The organism is Ruegeria sp. SAZA006, assembly GCF_059613465.1.
In genome coordinates this window covers 25,530-47,302 of sequence record NZ_JBXWSO010000008.1, presented here as the reverse complement: position 1 = coordinate 47,302, position 21,773 = coordinate 25,530, and the positions used below count along the sequence as shown (strand labels likewise).

Genomic DNA, 21,773 nt, shown 5'->3' with positions numbered 1-21,773 from the left:
CCATGCAAGAACTCAAGACCGACATCCTGGTGATCGGGGCCGGGTCGGGTGGCCTGTCGGTGGCCGCTGGGGCCAGTCAGATGGGCGCCGACGTGATCCTGCTGGAAGGGCACAAGATGGGTGGCGACTGTCTGAATTATGGCTGCGTCCCGTCCAAGGCGCTGCTGGCCAGTGCCAAGCTGGCCCATGCGCAGAGCCATGCCGAGCCGTTCGGCGTTGCCGACCGCGCGCCACAGGTGGACTATGCCGCCGCCAAAAACCATGTGCGGGACGTGATCGCCCAGATTGAGCCCATGGACAGCCAGGAACGGTTCGAAGGGTTCGGCGTGCGCGTCATTCGCGACTGGGGGACCTTTCTGTCGCCCACACAGGTTCAGGCCGGCAATTTCGTCATCACCGCCCGCCGCGTGGTGCTGGCCACGGGCTCGTCCCCGCTGGTGCCGCCGATCCCGGGGCTGGATGAGTTGCCGTTTGAGACCAACGAGACCATTTTCGAGTTGCGCGACAAGCCCGACCACCTGCTGATCATCGGCGGGGGCCCCATCGGCATGGAGATGGCGCAGGCGCATGTGCGACTGGGCTGCAAGGTAACGGTGATCGAAGGCGCGCGGGCGCTGGGCAAAGATGACCCCGAGGCAGCCGCAGTGGTATTGGAGGCCCTGCGCGCCGAAGGGGTCGAAGTTCTGGAACATGCGATGGTGGCCCGGGTGCGCGGGAAGGCCGGCGCGGTCGAGGTCGTCACCGAGGATGGCGCGGTCCATGCGGGCTCGCACCTGCTGCTGGCGGTAGGACGCAAGGCCAACACCGACCGCCTGAACCTGCAGGCTGCCGGGATCGACCGGACGCACACGGGCATCAATGTGGATGACAGCCTGCGCACCACCAACCGGCGGGTCTATGCGGTTGGCGACGTCGCGGGCGGGATGCAGTTCACCCATGTGGCTGGATATCATGCCGGGGTCATCATCCGTTCGGCCCTGTTCGGGCTGCGGTCCAAGGCCAAGACGGCGCATATCCCCTGGGCAACCTATACCGACCCCGAACTGGCCCAGGTCGGCCTGACCGAGGCGCAGGCGCGCGACCGCCATGGCGACAAGGTCGAGATCGCCCGGTTCGACTATGCCCACAACGATCGCGCCGTGGCCGAACGCAAAACGACTGGGTTCATCAAGGTCATGGTCGTAAAGGGGCGTCCGGTGGGGGCCACAATCGTGGGGCATCAGGCCGGCGAACTGATCAACTTGTGGTCTCTGGCGCTGGCCAATAACCTGAAGATGAGCCAGATCGCGGCGATGGTGTCGCCCTATCCCACGATCGGAGAGCTTAACAAACGGGTGGCGGGCGCCTATTTCTCGCCAAGACTGTTTGAGAATCAGATGGTTGAACGAGTGGTCAGGCTGGTCCAGCGCTGGATCCCCTGATCGGGAAAGGAGCGCCACTTGAACTCGCTGTCGGGTCGTTTCCTGATCTTGACGACGGTCTTCGTGATGTTGGCCGAGGTGCTGATCTTCGTGCCGTCGATCGCGCGCTTCCGCGAGGATTTCCTTCTGAACCGGCTGGAACGCGCCCAGATCGCCTCGCTGGCGCTGCTGGCAGACGACATGCTGGCAGACGAGCTGGAGGCCGAGCTTCTGGCCAATGCCGGGGTCTACAACGTGGTGCTACGCCGGGACGAGGTGCGCCAGCTGATGCTGTCTTCCCCTATCCCAGACCAGGTCGCCAAGACCTATGATTTGCGAGGCGCCGGGCCTTGGGTTCTCATTCGGGACGCGATGATCCGTTTCTTCACGCCCGAGAACCAGGTCATTCGCGTCATCGGGCAGCCTGTGCGGGATGCGGGTTTGCTTATCGAGGTTACCATGGACAGCGCGCCGCTGCGTATGGCGATGATCGATTATGGCCTGCGCATCCTCGGCCTGTCCTTTGTTATCTCGATCATCACCGCGTTTTTTCTGTTTCTTGCGGTGCGGGTGGTTCTGGTGCGCCCGATCAAAAGCGTGGTGGGCTACATGCAGCGTTACGCCCGTGCGCCCGAGGATGCGCGCGGCATCATCTCTCCCCAATCCAAGGTGACCGAACTGCGCGAGGCTGAAGAAGCCCTGCAGATGCTGCAGACCGACCTGACCCAGGCCCTGAAACAGCGCGAGAGGCTGGCACAACTGGGTGGCGCGGTGGCCAAGGTCAGCCACGATCTGCGCAACATCCTGGCCTCGGCCCAGCTGTTCACTGACCGGATCGAGGCCAGTGACGACCCGCTGGTCAGACGGATGGCGCCCAAGTTGGTCAACTCGATCACCCGGGCGGTGTCCCTGTGCGAAAGTACGCTGGCGTTCGGGCGGGCCGAAGAGCCCGCGCCCACCCTGACCATGGTGCGGTTGCGCGATATCGCTGCCGACGTAGCATCCAGCGAGGCTCTGGCCGTAGACGGCGGCTGTATTGAATTTGCCAACGACGTTCCCGAAGACCTGGTCGTTCGGGCCGATCCGGAACAGATGTTCCGGGTCATCATGAACCTTGTGCGCAACGCACGCCAAGCACTGATGACATCCGGCCAACCAGGAAAAATCACGATCTCGGCCTGCGAAGATCAGGACGCATGGGTCATCGAGGTTCGGGATACCGGCCCCGGTTTGCCGCCACGAGCGCAGGAGAATCTGTTCACGCCGTTTCAGGGTGGTGTGCGCAAAGGTGGCTCGGGACTGGGTCTGGCGATTTCGCAGGAACTGGTGCGCGGCCACGGGGGAGAATTGGTGCTGACCAGCACCGGCCCCGAGGGCACGGTCTTTGAAATAAGGCTCCCACGGGGGGAGATGGGTTTTTGAATTATTTTTGAAGAATCGGGTTGCACGTCCCGAACGCCGGGTCTAAATACCGCCTCACCAACGCGGACCGATAGCTCAGCTGGATAGAGTACTTGACTACGAATCAAGGGGTCGGGGGTTCGAATCCTCCTCGGTCCGCCACTGGTAACTCCCGAAAAACAGTGGTTTTGGCAGTGTGGCCCATGTAGTGAACCCGAGGTGTTTTGTCTCAAGGCAACTCCGAGGCAACCGCGTTGGGTTAAACAGGGTGTTTCACCCCATTCCATATGGTCCGCCTTCCTGTAGTTCGCCGAATGCCGCCCAAACCTCGTGGCAGGCGCGTTCGAACGCCACATCATCTTTTGGGATGCTGGCCTTGAAATTGGGGTAAGACATGTGGTTGCCCAAGTTCATCAGCACGGTCACGAGGTGGTTGCGCGGTATGAATGCCCGGTAACGGTAATCGCCGCCCGGTGTTTCGATCACCTGACCGTCCATGTCATAGTCGCGCAGCAATTCGGCGTCCTGTGCGCGGCGAAACCGCAGGCAGACGCGGGATCCCATGTGCGGCCCGCTGGTGTTGCCGTCCTCATCCTTGGCAACGGCTGAGAAAAAGCCCGAACCCTCGGGCGTCGAGAATGCTACCCACATCTGCAGGTCCTCCTATTTTTGGGAAAGGGCGCGCTATCTATCAGAAAAAATACAGGGTCGTCAAATCGAGGGGGCTTGCGCGCTCGGTTGTTTGGCCTAGAGGCGTAAACCGAGACCTCAAAATCCGGCAGCGGATACGTGATGGTTGGAGACTATTCGTGCCCATACAGTTTTGCCTTGATCGCCTTCCGTTGCGGCGATCTTTCTGAAAAGCGGTCGCTGATATCTTTGAGCTGCTGTGCTGGATTGACGCTCTTGCCGATGGTTCCTTTGTGGGCCGGTTCGGGCCATTTTTACTTGCCGGCCGCGTTGGCGGCTTCGTCCGCAGAGCGGCCATCGGTGGATGATGCGGCGAAGGGTTGCTTCGCCGGCGGGCCGTGGTTTTGGCGGCCACAGAGTTTCAATACTGCGGCGAACTGGTGGTCGGACGAGCCGAGTGGCAGGGAAGGGTTGTCTGGCTCAGTATCCGGTGCCTACCCTATGCCCACAGCCAGACTTACTCCAACTTGACCCAAGCCGCGTTTCTGGACGAGCTTTGCACACAAGCGGCTACAAATTTAACACCGTCTAGCCCGTCATGCACGGTTGGGTAAACAACGCCCACCTCAAGTGAAATCCCATTTCGGAAAGCCTGGATCGCCTCAGCAGCCTCTCCGTAAATATTGGCGAACCCTTCAAGATATCCCTCGGGATGGCCCGGAGGAACTCTGCTCAAGCGATTGGCAGCGTCACCAGCTCCAGCGCCATTGCGAGTGATCAGACGCTTTGGTTCGTTGTAGGGCGTGAACCAGAGATAGTTCGGGTCTTCCTGAGCCCACTCCAGCCCACCTTTTTCACCGTAGACCCGCAACCGAAGTGCGTTTTCATTGCCAGGAGCCACCTGAGAGGACCACAGCATACCCCGCGCTCCGCCTTCGAAGCGAAGCAAGACATGTGCGTTGTCATCGACTTGGCGCCCAGGCACAAAGGCCTGCAGATCCGCCGCAAGGCTTTCCGCCCTCAGCCCGGTCACAAAACAAGCGAGGTTGTAGGCATGGGTTCCGATGTCACCGGTTGATCCGCCCGCGCCCGAGCGTTCGGGATCGGTTCGCCACTCCGCCTGTTTGAAATCCTGCTGCTCGGTCAGCCAATCCTGCGGGTACTCAACCTGGACGACGCGGATCTTGCCAATATCGCCGTTGGCAACCATTTCACGCGCCTGCCGAACCATCGGATAACCCGTGTAGTTGTGGGTCAAAATGAACAGGGCATTCGCGCTTTCCGCCGCTTTGACCAGTTTTTTTGCATCGGCAAGGGTCGAGGTGAGTGGCTTGTCACAAATGACGTGAATCCCGCGTTTCAGGAATTCACGCGCGGCGGCATAGTGGACGTGATTTGGCGTGACGATTGAGACCGCTTCAATCCCGGATTTGAGCCGGGCTTCCCGGATCGCCATTTGTTTGAAGTCTTCATAGACCCGTTCGAGACCCAATGCCCGGCCGCTTTCAATGGATTTTTCGGGCGTCGAAGACAAAGCGCCGGCAACCAGCTCGAACCTGTCGTCCAATCGCGCTGCTATGCGATGAACGCCGCCTATGAAGGCGTCATTTCCACCGCCGACCATGCCAAGCCGAATGCGACCCGAGGCTTCTTCACTGCGTCCTGTAACCATTATTCGATCCCCAGCATCTTGCGATTGGCGGCTTCGTCAGCGCCACCGTCCGCGAAATCATCAAAGGCTTTCTCGGTCACACGGATGATGTGATCCGACACAAACTGAGCGCCTTCACGCGCTCCATCCTCGGGGTGTTTGAGGCAGCATTCCCATTCGACCACAGCCCAGCCATCAAAGTCGTTCGCCGCCATTTTTGAGAAGACCGCCCCGAAATCCACCTGGCCATCACCAAGCGACCGGAACCGGCCGGCACGATCGACCCAGCTTTGGTATCCTGAATAAACCCCTTGCCGCCCGGTCGGGTTGAACTCGGCATCTTTGACATGGAACATCCGGATCCGATCCTTGTAGATGTCGATATTGTCCAGATAGTCGAGGCATTGCAGCACGTAGTGCGATGGGTCGTACAACATGCAGGCCCGTGGGTGATTGCCTGTCCGTTCGAGGAACATCTCGTAGGTCACGCCGTCGTGGAGGTCCTCTCCGGGGTGAATTTCGTAGCAGACATCGACGCCGCATTCCTCGGCGTGGTCAAGGATCGGCACCCAGCGGCGGGCGAGTTCATCAAATGCCGTTTCAATCAAGCCGGCAGGGCGCTGCGGCCAGGGATAGACGTAGGGCCATGCCAACGCGCCCGAGAATGTCGCATGGGCCGAAATGCCCAAGTTCTTCGAAGCGGACAATGCTTTTTTGACCTGGTCTACGGCCCATTCTTGCCGGGCTTTCGGGTTTCCTCTGACGCTCTCGGCGGCAAAGCCATCAAAGGCGCTGTCATAGGCCGGGTGAACGGCCACAAGCTGACCCTGAAGGTGCGTTGACAGTTCAGTGACTTCGACGCCATTTTCCCTGGCTTTGCCTTTGAAGTCATCGCAATAACCGGTGCTGGACGCGGCCTGTTCAAGGTCGAACAACCGGCCATCCCAACTGGGAACCTGGACGCCCTTGTATCCACAGTCAGCCGCCCATTTGGTAATCGCGTCCCACGAATTGAACGGCGCTTCGTCCCCTGCGAATTGTGCAAGAAATAGTGCTGGACCTTTGATCGTTTTCATAAGTTTCCTCCCCAAAACCTAAGCCGCTATGGCGGTAAATTTTCCCTCAGATAGATGTCGATACGGATACGTTCCTGCGCTTTGTTGAATGGGACTTTGTCTGAAGTCGCACGCAGAAGGCGGACGGCGGAACGAACAATGTGCCCGGTGTCTTGCGAGATCAGGGCGTCAAACGTGCCAAGCCTCAGAGCCTCTCGACTAAGCGGAGTCAGTTCATGCGCTATGATCACCAGATCCTTGCTGAGCTTGTTTTCCGAAAGGAATTGAATAAGGCCGGCATTGCCCGCTGCTGACGAGTATATTCCGACCAGATCCGGGTAGGTTTCGAAGATTTCGGGCATCATCTTGTAAATCAGATCCGGGTCATCCCGGCCCTCAACAGACGCCACGACCTCGAGATGCGGAAACTCCTCGGCCACAACAAGATCAAAGCCCTGGCGACGCTCCAGGTGGTCACGTGCCAAACGAGAGCCAGTCAGAACCAGGACCTTGCCTTCCCGATGCACGAACCGCCCCATCAATTGACCGGCGGTTCGTCCTGCGGAAACGTTGTCAATTCCTACAAAGTGGTCTCGCTCGGAACTCGGCAAATCAGACACCAAGGCAACCACCGGAACCCCTTTGTCCTTGAGCCGTCTCACCGCATCGCGAACAGAAGGCGTTTCGGGTCCGAAAACGGCAACTCCATCAACGTCCAAACTGTCGACAGCATCCAGAATGTCGACGATATCCTGCGGTTCGAACGGAGCGACCCTTTTGATCGTGATGCGAGTCCGCTCGATAAACTGGTCACGGGATTGCTCTGCGATCTGGTTGCTGATCGCTTTGACAAATTCGTTGTCGGTGTCCGGCAGAACAAAGAGGAAATTGTAAACCCGGTTTCGTGCGAGGTTGGCCGCGGCGGTGTCGCGCACATACCCCAGCTCATCAATTGCCTTTTGTACTTTCTGAACGGTCACTGCGCGCACGCCGGGGCGCCTGTTCAAGACCCGGTCCACAGTGGCCAGGCTGACACCCGCAACCCGCGCGATGTCATTGACGGTTGGCTTCTTCACCAATTCTAGTTTTTGTTTTTGGTCTGCCACGTGTTCTTCAGCCCTCAAGCTCCCGCGCCAAGCCCTCGAACAACAAGGCAACGGCCTCAGCGCCGGGATCGTTATGTCCAACTAGGTTGTCTTCGGGAACATAGGCTGCTCGGCCCGCCTTCGCACGACGAATTTTGGCTGTATTGTTTGCACCTTCGCGGGCGGCATTTGCGGCATGGGTCAACCCCGACGGGAGAGCGGCAAGCGCGGGTGCCAAGGCGTCAATCATAGTTCTGTCGCCGACCTTGGCGCCTCCAACTTGGCTGACGCGTTTCAGGCCTTCTTCCAGGGATTTGGCTACGGTTGCCCCATTGGCACATGCGTCACCAGCTGCGTTGAAGAAAATTGCAAGTATCACGCCGGAGGAGCCACCCATGGTTTGGCTCAGTTCATTGCCCAACGCCGGAAACAGCTGAGTCAAATCAGCGAGCGGCATGCGGTCAAGGCTGCCTTGCAGCGCTCTTGCGGCCGTCGCCAATGTGCTTCCTGTATCGCCATCACCGGATTTCGCGTCCAGTTCGTTCAGGTTCTTCTCAGCGTTGATGAGGAGTTCGGACAAGCGCGAGATCGTTTCCCTTGTGGTGGGATTGTTCGAAGGAATTGGATCGATCGGCGTCAGGCCGTCAGGCAATGGTGCCACTTTGATCGGGTCGATGGAATTGACCCCGGGCCACGCGGCCAGATCAACAGGTGCTTCAAGAGCTGACAAATCGGCCTGATCCACGGGTAGAATGGAAACAGAAAACCCGTGCATATCCAGCGATGTCATCATGGGGGCCGGGCCGATGATATGGTGGGCAATACCGGTTTCGGACAAGGCGTGCGTGAGGACGGCCATTTCCAGCGGAGTCGTGGAACCGAGGTTGTTGACCAACGCCACACATTCCCCGGCCCCAAGCCGTTGCCTCAGCTTCTCCACCACTGTGGACATGGCCGATACGGCATTTGAGAACTCGACTTGCTGCACACCCGGCTCGCCATGGATGCCCAAGCCAAGTTCCGCCTTGCCGGGTGCGATCCTGTCTTCTTTCGGAGATCCCGGAACGGTACAGGTGTCCAGGCTCATACCGATGCTGACAACCTTCTCGATGGTGCTTCTGGCTGCTTTGGCAACGGTGTCCAGGTCAGCACCGTTTTCCGCAAGCGCTCCGGAGATTTTGTGCACGAACAACGTGCCTGCCACGCCACGTGGCTGCGGCAGGTCAGGCAGGGCGATGTCGTCGTCGACGACCACCATCTCAACCTTGCGGCCCAATGCACGGGCGCGTTCAGCGGCCAGCCCAAAGTTCAGCCGGTCACCGGTATAATTCTTGACGATCAGCAAGCACCCTGCCTCACCCGTGACTGCAAGAATGCCCGCCAGAACCGCCTCGACCGACGGGGATGCAAACACTTCGCCGCAGACTGCGGCCGTCAGCATACCGGCGCCGACAAAGCCCGCGTGGGCGGGTTCGTGACCTGACCCTCCACCGGACACCAACGCCACCTTCGACTTGTCCCAATCCGACCTGTAGACAACTTTGATATGCGGGTAGCCGTCCAGCCGGGTCAGCCTCCCTCCAGAGGAGGCCAGAAGACCGTCTATGGCATCTGTTACCAGAGTTTCTTTTGTGTTGAGGAACTGGGCCATGCTTTGCTCCTTAATTCACCCGCGCGCCGGACGCGTCAAAATACAATGGGTTGTGGGGGCGGATTTTAATAATTTTTCCAGATGGATAGTCCTGGTGGACATCTATCAACGTCACGACCGGGTGACCGTTTAGGTCCAGGTGCAGCCGTGTTTGATCGCCCAGATGCTCGGCGCGTATCACGCGCGCCTCGCTGCCTTCACCTTCAATGATGTTTTCCGGGCGAAGACCAATCTGCGGACCCTTGTGGTCGCCTCCGAACAACTCGGACGGCAGGATGTTAATCCGTGGCAGACCCAACCTGCTGGCCACGTAAACGCTGCCGGGATTTTCGTAGATATCGCGAGGGGTACCGTACTGAACCAGCCTGCCGTTCTCCAAAACGCCGATATGCGTGGCCATTGTCATGGCTTCCACCTGATCATGGGTCACATAAAGCAAGGTTGATCCCAGGTCGGCCTGAATTCTTTTCAGTTCGACCCGCAAATCCGCCCGAAGCTTGGCGTCCAAAGAGCTGAGCGGTTCGTCCATCAGGAAGATCTGGGGGTCGCGCACCAGCGCCCGTCCGATCGACACACGCTGCATTTCGCCGCCGGACAGTTCGGTGGCTTTGTTGTCCAGCTTGTGCGGGATCTGCAGGATCTCCGACACTTCGGTGACCTTCCTCGCGATCTCATCCTCTGGCGTCTTCAGGATCGGCGACCGCAGAGGGAAAGACAGGTTTTCACGCACTGTCATATGCGGGTACAGCGAGTATTGCTGGAAAACCATCGCCACATCGCGCTGGGCGGGTGTATCCATCCCGACGTCGCGCCCGGCAATGCGAACTGTGCCTGAATCCAGTTTCTCAAGCCCGGATATCAATCTCAGCGTCGTTGTCTTTCCCGCACCCGTCGGACCCAACAACACCACAAAGGCGCCGTTGGGGATCGTCATTGAGATATCATCCACCGCTTTGATGTCGCCGAATGACTTCGAAATGTTTTCCAGAACGACTTCAGCCATTGCTCAGTACCTCGTCGTTCAGTGCGGACCTCAGCGCGCGTCCAGTAGATTTTTCGAAAAGGGTCACTGCGGATGAGCGGAATTCCAATCCGACCGTCTCGCCGGGATTGACGGTTTCGCGAGCATCAATCCGGGCTTTCAGCTCTCCGTTCGGGCTTTGCAGCGTCACGATCTGGGTGGTTCCAAGATACTCTGCGGCCAGGACCTTGGCTCGGTAGGCGCTGGCATCTGACAGAAAAACATGCTCGGGTCGAACGCCGAAAACCAAGTCACCTTCCGCACCTTCCATCAGTTTGGGTACGGCTTCGTCATGACCATTCAGTCGAACCAATTCCGAGCCAGGTGCGACCTTTCCCTGAAAAGGCAGGAAGTTCATCGAAGGAGACCCGATAAAATCCGCAACGAACATTGTGGCCGGTTTGTCGTAGATTTCCTGAGGCGTGCCGAATTGCTCGATCACAGCGTTATTCATCACAACGATCTTGTCGCCCATTTGCATGGCTTCCAGTTGGTCATGTGTGACGTAAACAGTGGTTGCGCCCATGCGATCGTGGAGCGCGCGCAATTCTTCGGCCATGTGCTCACGAAACTCGGCATCCAAAGCACCAAGAGGTTCGTCCATCATGAACGCCTTGGGTTCGCGAACAATCGCGCGCCCCAGCGCCACGCGTTGCCTGTCGCCACCTGAAAGACCGCCTACCGGGCTATCGAGGATGTCCTTGATCCCTAGTATTCCCGCGACTTCCTCTACTTTGGCTTTGACAGCAGCGCGCGGCATGCCCTGCGATATCAGGGGGTAGCTGATGTTCTTGCGCACGTTCATGTGGGGATACAGCGCGAACATCTGGAACACGAAGGCAATGTCCCGCTCTGATGGCGGCCGCTGGCTGATCTCTTCGCCGTCCAGATAGATTTCGCCCGACGTTGGAAGCTCCAATCCCGCGATCATCCGCAGCGTCGTCGTTTTCCCGCAACCGGATGGCCCCAGCAGCATGAAAAACTCGCCGTCTTCAATCGTGAACGAACTTTCGCGGACAGCCGTGAAATCGCCGAACATCTTCTTTACGTTTTTGACTACGATCTGGGCCATTTCTACTCCGGGAAATGGCTGACGATGATGAACATGACGGTTCCGATCAGCGTGACGATGAAGGAATAAGTGAAGGCCCAAAGGACAAACGGCTGCATCAGCATGAAGACACCCAGTGCAATCAGGATGGTTGCCACCATCTCCCATGGGCCGCGGCGGAGCCGCATCAATCCGGAAAGAAACTCGCTCATTTGCGTACGGCTCCGAATGTAATCCCGCGCAGCAAGTGTTTGCGCATCAGGATGGTGAAAATCATGACCGGGATCAGGAAGATCGTCGCGCCGGCCGCAACGGCAGGCCAGTCCAGGCCGCCAATACCGATGATGGTCGGGATGAACGGCGGTGCGGTCTGTGCATTTGCAGATGTCAGCAGCACGGCAAACGCGTACTCATTCCAGGCGAAGATCAGGCAGAAGATCGCAGTTGACGCGATGCCCGTGGCGGCTTGCGGCAGCACCACTTTGTAGAAAGCCTGAAACCTCGTGTAGCCATCGATAAGGGCGGCTTCCTCGTACTCTCTTGGGATTTCGTCGATGAACCCTTTCAGCAACCAAACCGCCAGAGAGATATTTACCCCTGTATAGAGCAGGATCATTCCCAGATGCGTATCGCTCAGCCCAAGGTTTCTGAACATCAGGAAGATCGGGATGGCGACAGCGACCGGAGGCATCATCCTTGTACTCAGGATGAAGAACAGAAGGTCGTCCTTGAGCGGGACCTTAAATCGGCTGAACGCATAGGCAGCCAACGTGCCGAGGAAGATACTCAAGAACGTCGAGCCAAATCCGATGATGACCGAATTCATGAAGCGCTCGCCGAACTTGGAGGGCCCAACGATCACCATGTCGTATTGGCGGACGATCTCATCGGCCCAGTTCTGCGGCGGGTTGGCTTCCAGAAACTCCTGTGTCTGCCTGGTGCGCGTGGTGAAAAGATTGACGTAGCCTTCAAGCGTTGGGTCAAAGACCACTTTGGGCGGGTAGCTGATCGCGTCGGCGGGCGATTTGAAACCGGTCAGCAAGATCCAGACCAGCGGGATCATCGTGATCAGCGCATAAGTGATGACCAGGAAGCCTGCGATCCATTTGGACCGGTTCGAAGGTTCAGTGACGGAAAAACTGCTCATCTCTGTTTCACCTTGTTCAGGGCTTTGACGTAGATCGACGCAAGGCCGAACACGGTGACGAACAAGATGATCGCATAGGCCGAGGCGTAGCCCGTCCGCCACTTCTCAAACGCCTCTCGCTTGAGATTGATTGAGGTGAGTTCCGTTACAGATCCCGGTCCACCGCCGGTCAGCTGAACAACCAGGTCGAACATCTTGAAGTTCTCGATCCCTCGAAACAGCACCGCGAGCATCAGGAACGGCAGCACCATCGGGATGGTAATCGTAAAGAACTGCCGCAGCTTGCTGGCCCGGTCGATCTCAGCCGCCTCGTAGATGTAGTCGGGAATGCTGCGCAAGCCTGCCAGACAGATCAGCATCACGAAGGGGGTCCACATCCAGGTGTCAACAATCACGATCGCCCAAGGGGCCAAAGTAACCGAACCCAGCATTTCAAAGCTTGAGGGTTCCTTGCCCGTGAACCATGACACGATGTAGTTGAACAGGCCGATTTGAGGCTGATACAGGAATTTCCAGAAGTTCCCGACAACGGCCGGGGACAGCATCATCGGCAAGACGATGATCGTGGTCCATAGATCGTTACCCTTGAATTTCTTGTTGATCAGCCAAGCCAGCGTGAACCCGATCAGGACCTGGAAAAAAATCGTCCAGAACAGGAAATGCGCCGTCGCCTGCATGTTCAGCCAGGTATCCGAGTCTGTCAGGATACGCTCGTAATTCCTGAGACCGACATCTTTGACTTCACGCCCGATCCGGTTGGCCTTGTAGTTGGTAAAGCTCAGTTGGATGGTCCAGATCAACGGAAAAATGTTGATCGCCAGCAATAGAAAAATCGTTGGGGAGATGAATATCCAGGCGATCGCGCGGTCGGATAATCCTCGGATTTTTCGCGCAACTCGCTCGGGCGTTGCCTCCGCAACGCGATCTACGGTCCTGTCAGACATCTCTTTGCCAGCTCTTGTTGGTTTAGGACTCACGGGTGAAGGTGGAGCGGGATTTCACCCGCTCCTGCCTGTGTCCGGGCTACAGCTTGCCTTCGTCTTCGAAGACTTCGGTCCAGTCTTGGATCAGAAGATCAAGCGCTTCTTGAGCAGTGCCCTGATCCGCAACCACGTAGTCGTGGATGCGTTTCTGCATCGCCAGCAACAGTTCCGCATAAGCAGGCTCCTGCCAGAAATCCTGCACCCCGGCCATTGCTTCCAGGAAGTCACCGGCAAACGGCTGGCTGTCAACGAAACCCGGATCTTCCAGTACGGAGTTATGGGCCGAGTAGCCGCCAAGCTCCCACCATTTGGCCTGGACGTCCGGCTGTGCGAACCACTTGATGTACTCAAGTGCGGCGTCCTGTTTGTCAGAGTAGCTGACAACCGAGATACCTTGTCCGCCCAGTGTCGAACCTGCCTGATTTTGTGGTGGGTTCACGAAGAAGTCGATCTTGTCACCGCCGGTATTGGGATCGGCGTAAAGACCCGGGAAGAACGCAAACCAGTTCATCGCCATGGCGACCTGACCGGACTTAAATGCGTCCAGACTCTCACCCATGTAAGAGTTGGTGTATCCCGGAGGCGTCGCCGTTTCGTAGAATTCCTTGTAGAATTCCAGAGCTTCGACCGCTTCGGGCGAGTTCACGGCGCCTTCCATGTCATAGGAACCCGGCGTGTTTTCGTATTTGAAACCCCAAGGATACAGCGCTCCTGTCACACCCATGGTGATCCCTTCCGAGCCGCGCTCGGTAAAGATGGCTGCGCCATAGACAGTCTTGCCGTCGATCTCACGACCTTGGAAGAACTGCGCGATCTGCAGGAGTTCTTTTTGCGATTGAGGCTCGCGAAGGTCCTGACCCGTCGCCTCTTTGTAAGCGGCTTGGATGTCGGGGTTTTCGAACCAGTCCTTGCGGTAGAACCAGCCATTCGCATCGCCCATCGCTGGCAGCGCATAGTAGTTCGGCGTGCCCTTGGGCCAGGTCGAGTAGGCATATACGGTGGCCGGCGCGAAATCGTCCATGCTGATGCCTTCAGCATCGAAGAAGTCGTTCAGTTTGACATAGTGGCCATTCTCAGCGCCCCCGCCGATCCACTGGCTGTCACCGATCAACAAGTCGCAGAGCTTGCCCCCGGAGTTCAGCTCGTTCAGCATCCGATCCGCAAAATTCGGCCAGGGAACAAACTCGAAGTTCATCGTATGCCCGGATTCAGCTTCGAATTCCTTTGATAGCTCGACAAGCGCGTTGGCCGGGTCCCATGCAGCCCAACAAAGCGTCAGATCTTCAGCATTCGCCTTGGTGGAAAGAGTAGTAGCGGCAAGGACTATTGCGCTGGCCGAGGCCAGTTTTGTGTAAGTCATCCATTCCTCCCTTTTTTCGCCGTCAATCGAGGATGTGCGAATCGCGGCATACCTCCAAGGCTATTTGAGGTACGCACATCAAGTCTAGATATTTTTGAGGTTCGTACCTCAAGCGGACGGCGGTTTACGACTAGTGCTCCTATTAACCACTGATTTCATGTAATTTTATTCGATTTCGTCGGTGTGCATGTATTTTCAGCAGTGAGGCATTTAAGGGCCGTACCCGCCAAAATTGACCCAGCTCACAATCACGGCCATCAAGCGGCCAACCGGTTTTTGGCACCCGCTTGTGAAGCTCTGGCGGATTATTCGGTCGATACCTTTGAGGATTGGAGATAGCGTCAAACGGCACGGGTCACTCTGGATCGTGCATGACTCGTATGATCAGGGGCAGACGTATGAACACGCTCTCTATCGTCAGATTGAACCGGTACCCAATCAAAGGCTTGAGTGCCGAGCCGATGCAAACCGTGACACTGCGGGCAGAGGAGGGGATCCCGGGTGATCGCCTGTTCGGATTTGCGCGCTACAACTCAGGATTCGACGCACAGAACCCTCAGCCACTGCCGAAAGATCGCTTTGTTGTTCTGTTGAATGAGGCAGCGCTGGCAGGCGTCGAGACGAGGTTTGATATTGAGAGCCAAGATCTTGAGATCAAAGCGAACGGCAAAACACAAAGCTTCAATATGCGAACACCAGAAGACCGGATGAATGCGGCGAGTTTCTTGTCTTCAGAGATCGACTTGAAAGATCCCGAACTGCCGGTATTCGTCTCGTCTGCTCCTCATCGGTTTACGGATGTGTCCGTCGTCTCACCAAAAATGATGAACGCGATATCCGTTCTTAATCGCGCGTCGGTGAGAGAGTTGGGTGAAAAACTGAACGCAGAGATCCAGCCAGCGCGCTTCCGCGCGAATATCGAGATAGACGGCTTGCCTTCGTTTTCCGAGTTGGACGCAGTTGGATCGGTTCTGAGATTTGGCGATGTTGAGTTGAAGATACTATCGCGAACGAAAAGGTGTGCGGCCACTGAAGTGAACCCGGATACGGCCGAGCGTGACTTGAAGATACCATATCTTATCAGGCAGTTGATGGGGCACATGGACATGGGGGTCTATGTCGAGGTGACCAAAGGCGGAACCCTAAGTGTCGGCCAAGCTGGGGAATTGCTTGCCTGAATGCCGCCCCTTTAGATTAGCAACCCCGGGAAACCTCTGTTCTATATTCCATTGCGAACCGGGTTTACTATTTTCGGTATTCGCTGGTTCGACCGGGGTAGCAATATCTAGGCAGCGACGTTTCCCCGAGAGCCATATTCCAACCATTCTCGGTCTTTGGGATCCAGGTGTGCGTCCATCATCGCGTCGTAGCCTGCCAGTTCTTCCGCCGTCAGTTTCCCATGCCACTTGCCACTCGTTCCGCTGTGGAAAAACTCGGCATCCGACCTGAAGAACCCCTTGCCACCTGAGGGGGCATAGCGTTCTGCTTTGTCCTTCATGTTGTCGAAGGTCGCAGCTTGAACCAATTGATCCATGACCACCTCTGAATGGGTCGTGCCCAAGATGTCAGCCAGCCTGAAGATCGTTCCTCTCGAGTCTCGGGTCATGTCTGCGTAGTGGAAAAGCGATACGTTCGGCCGGTCGGAAACTGCCGCAGCAGCTTTGTAATGCCGAATGATATGTGCCAGTGGCATCGCATCGGTATCGAACCCTTCCGCCCCGCCGTCCAGAAAACGACGGAATGTGATACCTTCTTCATCGTTCTCGGGATACCAGGTGTCAAACCAGGTCATTGGAATGTTTCTGACGTGCTTGCGAAACGAGAAATGCGCATCGAGGGGATGACGAAAAACACAGATGTACTGTGCTTGATCATCCAGAGGTAACCCATCCATAGGTGTGTGGCTTTTCATGCTGCGCCGATGCTGCATGGCTTCGAGCCGCTCTGCGACTTCAGGCATTTCTCGGATTCGGATGTCTACCCAAGGCATCTTCACGGACAACTCCGTTTCAACTTCGGGATCACCAGAAAACAACAGCGATACGATGGTTTGCATCCAGGTCGTGCCGCATTTCGGAGGTGTTACCACGAACACATCGTCGGGGCGGATGCGAACCATATCCCAGCGTCTATTGTCCGTCAGGGGGCCAAGGTAGAGCTTTCGGTTTTTCACGTCTGAAAACTCCTCCGCGCGAATTGGTTCAGGAAAAGTGGAATGAAAGTGAAAGGCGACTGGTTTTCATTGCAGAAAGCCCAAAAAGCCAGTTGCTGCCTTGTTGAGTTAGGCCGGCAACAGAATGACAGCGGAGCAGCGCCAATACGTTATTCCAACGACCGCTCAGGGGTCTGTCCAGAAAGCAGCGCTCAATGCCCGCAAAACGGAACCAAGTCGCCGTTCATCCTTTCCCTTGGACTGCGCCGGTCTTCAGTCCAAGGGGATGACTTACCAGTCTGAATTCGACAAACAGTTGTCCGTGAATTCAGACTGGCGAACACAGCTCACGGCGTCCCGTTGGTGCTATTGGTTCCCGGCGCGGCTCGTGAGTTCCTCCATAACGTTGTCGAGGTTGAAACTGCCGGGTTTTTGCCTTGGCGGAAATTCCTCGAAGCTTTGAAGCCATTGCCCAACGTAGGCGGCGGCTGGCGCTATCGCGAACATATGCTCGAGGAACCAGCGCTGGTATCCCATGGCGTTCTCTTCTTCGGCTCGCTCGAACGGATCGCTGCGGAGGTTTGCCAGCATCGGTGCGCGCAAGACTTCAAACGGTGAGAGCCATACATCAAGCCCATGAGCATTCTGCTTCAGGAATGTTACCTTGTACTGTTCGTATCGCAGGGCGGCGACGCTGCCATCATCGGTCCAATAGATGAACTCACTGCGCGGCCACTCATCCGTTTCACCCGAGAGCGACGGTAGAAGATTGTAGCCGTCCAGATGGGCCTTGTATTGGCGGCCGATGGCTTCAACGCCACCATCGAGCAACCGTTCTTTGATGTCTGGCTCACCGACCGCAGCCAGAATGGTAGGCAACATATCCGTATGCGATACTACGCCATTGACCTTCGATCCCGGCTCGATAACACCCGGCCACTTGATGACCGTTGGGACGCGATAGCCACCTTCCCATTGTGTGTTCTTCTCACCGCGGAAGGGTGTCGTGCCGCCATCCGGCCACGTGAACGTCTCCGCTCCGTTGTCGGTTGAATACATTACGACGGTGTTTTCGGCGATTCCGAGCTCATCAAGTTTATCAAGCAGTACACCGACATGCCCATCATGCTCGACCATGCCGTCGGGATAAACTCCAAGTCCCGTCACTCCCTCGGATTCTTCCTTCAGATGCGTGAAAATGTGCATGCGGGTGGAATTCCACCAAAGGAAGAAAGGCTTGTCCTGTTCAACAGCTCTATCCATGAAATCGAGCGCGCTGGCCGTGACTTCTTCGTCAACGGTTTCCATGCGCTTTTTCGTAAGCGGCCCCGTATCCTCGATCGAGCCATCAGCGGTCGACTTGATCACCCCGCGCGGGCCGAAGTTTTCCCTGAAGGCTTCATCCTTGGGGTAGTCAGGGTTTTCCGGCTCTTCTTCTGCGTTGAGATGGTAAAGGTTTCCGAAAAACTCGTCGAAACCATGGTTTGTGGGTAGGTGCTCGTCACGGTCACCCAAATGGTTTTTGCCGAACTGGCCAGTCATGTAACCGTGGTTTTTGAGCAGCCCGGCGATGGTTGGGTCTTCGACGGGCATGCCCTCGGGCGCGCCTGGAAGGCCGACCTTGGTCAGGCCCGTGCGGATGGGAGATTGTCCTGTGATAAAGGCCGCTCGCCCTGCGGTGCAGGACTGCTCTCCGTACCAATCAGTAAACAACGCGCCTTCTTTGGCTATGCGGTCGATGTTGGGTGTCTGATACCCCATCATGCCATGGTTGTAGGCACTGATATTCCAAAATCCAATGTCATCTCCCCAAATAATCAGGAAGTTCATGGGGGGATCATCTTGTGCGGAAACGGTTGTGGCAGCTGCAGCAAACAAGGCCGCCATTATTGTTGATCTTGTTTTGTATTTCATTTTCGTCCTCCCAAAATTTCTTGTTAATACCGAGTAACCTACCACAAAATCGGCGGTATTGTCGGCGCACTTGGGGTTTTCAGGATTTCGGGCGGAAATGCGCAAGTGATCCAAGACACTCAATCGACTTCGATGGCTTTGCTTTATGAGCCGGCCGGAATTTTTCTCCGCGCTTCAAGGCGTGGTTGATCAAGACGAGTTGCGTCGAACCTCGGAGCCACGCCAATGCGGTTTCTGGAGCACTTCTTCTGCTTTTGGCGCAAAGAAGGGCCTGCTGAACGTTTTTGGGGTGTGTGTTCAGTAAGTCTGCCGGTCGTTCCGGCACATTCGATCCCGTGCGTTGGCGACCGAAAAGCGCCGCGCACCGTTGATCAGCCCGGCCGCCTCGGACGTCGGTGCTGCTGCCGTCTATCCTTTGGCTAACCGCCGGCTTCGGAATATGGGCGTTTGGGTTCCTTGACAGACGCAGTATGGCGACCTGCGTGCCTCCGCCCCCTTGCAGTCGGAACGCCCAAACCTGCTGCGGGATATGATCCGCCGAAACCGATTTCAGCGGATCAAGTGCAGTCGTCAGCTGGTGATTTCTTGCACCTTCATGACCAGTTCGTTCCAGTTTCGCTGGTTCTCGATATCATGCTCGAGCCCTTGTACATCGGCAATTCGAAAGCGCTTGACCGCCGGCGTCTTGCTTGTCGCCTGGTACAGCCAATAGGCCTCGGCTCTCAACGCTTCGGAAATAGGTTTGTCGATGGATTCGTAGACCATCTGCTTGCACGCGTTGATGGATTCGGCGGGGAATTGGGCAATGCGCCTGGCCAGAGCATCGACATAGGGACCGATCTCGTCGGGATCCAGCGCCTTGTTGATGGTGCCCATGCGCTCGGCATCGTCGGCATCGTAATCCTGTGCGCTCAGGATTATTTCCAATGCCCGGCCAAGTCCGGTTTGGCGCGCCATGCGAGAAGCTCCGCCGCCGCAGGGCAGGATGCCCATGCCAACTTCCATCTGCATGAACTTGAACTTCCCGCGTGCCGCAAAACGCATGTCCAGCGCGAGTGCGAGTTCGTGTCCGCCGCCACGGGCGAAGCCTTCAAGCTTTGCGATTGTTGCCTGCGGGACCTTGCTCAGCCGTTCGCAAACGGACTGCAGGTCCAGCAGCTGGGCGTCTTCACGCGAGACGGCTTCGGTCGAAAGATCCTTGAGCAACTCGGTATCGTAGTGACAGACCCAGATTTCGGGGTTCGCAGACTGGAAGATCACCACTTTGGTTTGCCGGTCCCGCTCCAGCCGCATCGCAAGGCTGTTGAGGTCGGCCAGCATCTCTTGGCCCTGAACATTGACCGCTCCGAAGCTGAACGTCACGGTGGCGATTGCATTCTCGACCGCGACGTCGAAGGTCTGGAAGTTTTCGTATTTCATTGGACAGTCCTCTCCTGTCCTCGTCATCAAAGATGCGAGGGTTCGCGTGAATTGGCAGGGCGCGGGAGTGCGCCCGGCTTAGCCGTATTGGCGGGTAGTGTCTTGAATGGCCTTCATGACGTCGGCTGCGTGTTCGGACTTCAGCGCCGCGGGGTGCGGGTCTGCAAATGTACCGCCGTCATTGTCGAAATAGGCGCCCGACGCCTGCGCGAACCGATCGCTCAGCGTGGCGTCGATCAGGATGTCGGCGCCGATGTTGAGGTCGTTGCCGGCGACTCCGAAGCCGTCCTTGACCATTTTGGACGCCAGCAATGAACCCGGATTGACCGCGATCAACGCCGGTCCATCGGGCAGGGCGCGGGCCTGTTCGCGCGTCCATATCGTGATTGCCAACTTGCTTTGCGCATAGGCGCCCATATCGGCCAACCGCGTTTTGCCGGTCAAAGCATCCACATCCACAGGGGCCTGGGCGGCCGAGGACAGGTTCACGACGCGGCCAGTCTTGGGAATGATCGGAAGCAGAAGTTCGGTCAGCAGATAAGGCGCGAGCGTGTTGACGACGAAGCGGATATCGAGACCATTTTCGAGAGTGGTCTGCGGAGCCTTCAGGACGCCGGCGTTGTTGATCAGCACATCCAGCCGGTCGTGATTGGACCGGATGGCCTCCGCCAACGACCTCACGGCTGATAGGTCGGACAGATCGGCGCTGTAGGTTTCCGGCTGCCCTCCAACCTCCAGGGCGGCTGCCTCCAACTTTGTAGTGTTCCGCCCGTGCAACAGAACACGGTGACCGTCAGCCGCCAGCTTCTTGGCGGTGAGCAGTCCGATACCGTCGGTAGCGCCTGTGATCAGAATGGTTTTGGTCATGTGATCAGTTCCTTATGAAAATTCCGGCAGGATCGTATCTGCCAGGCGTTTGAGTGTCGGTTCGATGGCAGCCTCGTTGAAACGCAGGTTCAGGGCGACGTGATTCATCCCCAGGTCACGGATTTCAGCCAAGTAGCGGCGCAGGAAATTCGAACCTGACTGGAACCCCAGATGTATGGGACGTGCGGGGGCATTTGGGTCTTCCAGCAAGTCGACATAGAGCGATTGCATCACCGGTTTGTCCGGTTGCCCCAGTGCTTTCAGATGGTTCCGGTAATCGGCCAACACGCGCCCTTGCGATGCCGCATCGCGCGGATAGGTCATCCACCCATCGCCGTTTTCAGCCACCCAATCCGGGGATTGCCGACTGCCGCCCGTGATCAACAAAGGCAGGCGCGTTCCCGAGGGTTTCGGCAGGAGGTCAATGTCGCCGGGCAGATGTCCCTGCAGGCTTTCATGCTTGGGATAGGGTGTTGCCGTTGCACGGATATAGTCGACACTGTCGCGGAACCGCTCACCGCGATCGGGGAAGGATTGACGCATTGCCGGATATTCTTCCGGTCGATCGCCGGACGCCACACCCAAAAGCAGACGGCCATCGGACAATACGTCCGCCGACGCGGCTGCCTTTGCCACATGGGCCGGATGGCGCAGGGGCAAAACGATGCTGGCGGTCCCCAGGGCAATGCGATCCGTCGCGGGCGCCAGTGCACCCAGATAGACGAACGGGTCAAAGATCTGGCCGGGGTCCCCGAAACTTGGAACATTGAACGGCACGTCGCGCAGCCACAGCGCGGCAAAGCCCAGAGCCTCGGCCAATTGCGCGGCTTTTATGTGGCCCTTCATCGTGGGCTCGGATCCCACCGGGTAGGCCTCGAGCGGCAATACCAGCCCTAGCGTCAGCTGATCTGGCCGAAAAACCTGACCGTAGGCCTTGTTGATCGGGGCAAAGGACAGGTTTTGTTTTTTGTCCAACATGATGGTTC

General features: G+C 57.3%; 19 protein-coding genes and 1 tRNA gene. 4 read left to right on the top strand and 16 right to left on the bottom strand.

What is annotated here, in order from left to right:
• The first annotated feature begins 2 nt into the window (after positions 1 to 2).
• The 3 genes from AC2FNZ_RS08740 to AC2FNZ_RS08730 all read left to right on the top strand — a co-directional run bounded on the left by AC2FNZ_RS08740 (position 3) and on the right by AC2FNZ_RS08730 (position 2,963).
• A complete protein-coding gene (locus AC2FNZ_RS08740; protein WP_496840253.1) occupies positions 3 to 1,421 on the top strand; it encodes a dihydrolipoyl dehydrogenase family protein in 1,419 nt (472 codons plus the stop codon).
• 18 nt (positions 1,422 to 1,439) lie between these two features.
• Positions 1,440 to 2,822, top strand: coding sequence for a sensor histidine kinase (locus AC2FNZ_RS08735; protein WP_496840252.1), 1,383 nt, complete (start codon positions 1,440 to 1,442; stop codon positions 2,820 to 2,822).
• A gap of 64 nt (positions 2,823 to 2,886) precedes the next feature.
• Positions 2,887 to 2,963: transfer RNA gene (locus tag AC2FNZ_RS08730), tRNA-Arg, on the top strand.
• 111 nt (positions 2,964 to 3,074) lie between these two features.
• Here AC2FNZ_RS08730 and AC2FNZ_RS08725 read toward each other — a convergent pair.
• From AC2FNZ_RS08725 to AC2FNZ_RS08675, 11 genes are all read right to left on the bottom strand, one after another.
• Positions 3,075 to 3,452 carry a hypothetical protein gene (locus tag AC2FNZ_RS08725; protein WP_496840250.1) on the bottom strand — a complete coding sequence of 126 codons (378 nt, stop codon included), beginning with the start codon at positions 3,450 to 3,452 and terminating at the stop codon, positions 3,075 to 3,077.
• A 496-nt stretch (positions 3,453 to 3,948) separates the two neighbouring features.
• Entirely contained in the window at positions 3,949 to 5,103 is a 1,155-nt protein-coding gene (locus AC2FNZ_RS08720) for a Gfo/Idh/MocA family protein (RefSeq protein WP_093965424.1), read from the bottom strand.
• Positions 5,103 to 6,158: a sugar phosphate isomerase/epimerase family protein gene (locus AC2FNZ_RS08715; protein WP_093965426.1), complete on the bottom strand. Its 1,056-nt coding sequence runs from the start codon at positions 6,156 to 6,158 to the stop codon at positions 5,103 to 5,105. The genes AC2FNZ_RS08720 and AC2FNZ_RS08715 overlap by 1 nt, the downstream gene beginning before the upstream one ends.
• 26 nt (positions 6,159 to 6,184) lie before the next feature.
• Positions 6,185 to 7,243: a LacI family DNA-binding transcriptional regulator gene (locus tag AC2FNZ_RS08710; RefSeq protein ID WP_496840249.1), complete on the bottom strand. Its 1,059-nt coding sequence runs from the start codon at positions 7,241 to 7,243 to the stop codon at positions 6,185 to 6,187.
• A 7-nt stretch (positions 7,244 to 7,250) separates the two neighbouring features.
• On the bottom strand, positions 7,251 to 8,873 hold the full coding sequence (locus AC2FNZ_RS08705; RefSeq protein WP_496840247.1) for a dihydroxyacetone kinase subunit DhaK: 1,623 nt from the start codon (positions 8,871 to 8,873) through the stop codon (positions 7,251 to 7,253).
• A gap of 10 nt (positions 8,874 to 8,883) precedes the next feature.
• Positions 8,884 to 9,876: an ABC transporter ATP-binding protein gene (locus tag AC2FNZ_RS08700; RefSeq protein WP_170366374.1), complete on the bottom strand. Its 993-nt coding sequence runs from the start codon at positions 9,874 to 9,876 to the stop codon at positions 8,884 to 8,886.
• On the bottom strand, positions 9,869 to 10,966 hold the full coding sequence (locus tag AC2FNZ_RS08695) for an ABC transporter ATP-binding protein (protein WP_496840246.1): 1,098 nt from the start codon (positions 10,964 to 10,966) through the stop codon (positions 9,869 to 9,871). Before AC2FNZ_RS08695 ends, AC2FNZ_RS08700 begins: the two co-directional genes overlap by 8 nt.
• A gap of 2 nt (positions 10,967 to 10,968) precedes the next feature.
• Complete coding sequence (locus AC2FNZ_RS08690; RefSeq protein WP_093965435.1) at positions 10,969 to 11,157, bottom strand: hypothetical protein; 189 nt, start codon at positions 11,155 to 11,157, stop codon at positions 10,969 to 10,971.
• Positions 11,154 to 12,092, bottom strand: a complete 939-nt coding sequence (locus AC2FNZ_RS08685; protein WP_010442361.1) for a carbohydrate ABC transporter permease — start codon at positions 12,090 to 12,092, stop codon at positions 11,154 to 11,156. Before AC2FNZ_RS08685 ends, AC2FNZ_RS08690 begins: the two co-directional genes overlap by 4 nt.
• Positions 12,089 to 13,036, bottom strand: coding sequence for a carbohydrate ABC transporter permease (locus tag AC2FNZ_RS08680; protein ID WP_170342909.1), 948 nt, complete (start codon positions 13,034 to 13,036; stop codon positions 12,089 to 12,091). The genes AC2FNZ_RS08685 and AC2FNZ_RS08680 overlap by 4 nt, the downstream gene beginning before the upstream one ends.
• Positions 13,037 to 13,115: 79 nt before the next feature.
• Positions 13,116 to 14,435, bottom strand: a complete 1,320-nt coding sequence (locus AC2FNZ_RS08675) for an ABC transporter substrate-binding protein (protein WP_093965439.1) — start codon at positions 14,433 to 14,435, stop codon at positions 13,116 to 13,118.
• 398 nt (positions 14,436 to 14,833) lie between these two features.
• On the opposite strand from AC2FNZ_RS08675, the gene AC2FNZ_RS08670 reads away from it, so the two are divergent.
• Positions 14,834 to 15,613 (top strand): MOSC domain-containing protein, encoded by a 780-nt coding sequence (locus AC2FNZ_RS08670; protein ID WP_496840245.1) that lies wholly within the window; start codon positions 14,834 to 14,836, stop codon positions 15,611 to 15,613.
• A gap of 107 nt (positions 15,614 to 15,720) precedes the next feature.
• Here AC2FNZ_RS08670 and AC2FNZ_RS08665 read toward each other — a convergent pair whose 3' ends face one another.
• The 5 genes from AC2FNZ_RS08665 to AC2FNZ_RS08645 all read right to left on the bottom strand — a co-directional run bounded on the left by AC2FNZ_RS08665 (position 15,721) and on the right by AC2FNZ_RS08645 (position 21,765).
• Positions 15,721 to 16,608, bottom strand: coding sequence for a sulfotransferase domain-containing protein (locus AC2FNZ_RS08665; RefSeq protein WP_496840243.1), 888 nt, complete (start codon positions 16,606 to 16,608; stop codon positions 15,721 to 15,723).
• A gap of 345 nt (positions 16,609 to 16,953) precedes the next feature.
• A complete protein-coding gene (locus AC2FNZ_RS08660) occupies positions 16,954 to 18,501 on the bottom strand; it encodes an arylsulfatase (protein ID WP_496840241.1) in 1,548 nt (515 codons plus the stop codon).
• Between the two features lie 570 nt (positions 18,502 to 19,071).
• Positions 19,072 to 19,920: an enoyl-CoA hydratase/isomerase family protein gene (locus AC2FNZ_RS08655; RefSeq protein ID WP_496840240.1), complete on the bottom strand. Its 849-nt coding sequence runs from the start codon at positions 19,918 to 19,920 to the stop codon at positions 19,072 to 19,074.
• A 78-nt stretch (positions 19,921 to 19,998) separates the two neighbouring features.
• A complete protein-coding gene (locus AC2FNZ_RS08650; RefSeq protein ID WP_496840238.1) occupies positions 19,999 to 20,787 on the bottom strand; it encodes an SDR family NAD(P)-dependent oxidoreductase in 789 nt (262 codons plus the stop codon).
• A 12-nt stretch (positions 20,788 to 20,799) separates the two neighbouring features.
• The gene (locus tag AC2FNZ_RS08645) at positions 20,800 to 21,765 is read right to left on the bottom strand and encodes an LLM class oxidoreductase (RefSeq protein WP_496840236.1); all 966 of its coding nucleotides are present in this window, start codon (positions 21,763 to 21,765) and stop codon (positions 20,800 to 20,802) included.
• Positions 21,766 to 21,773 lie beyond the last annotated feature (8 nt).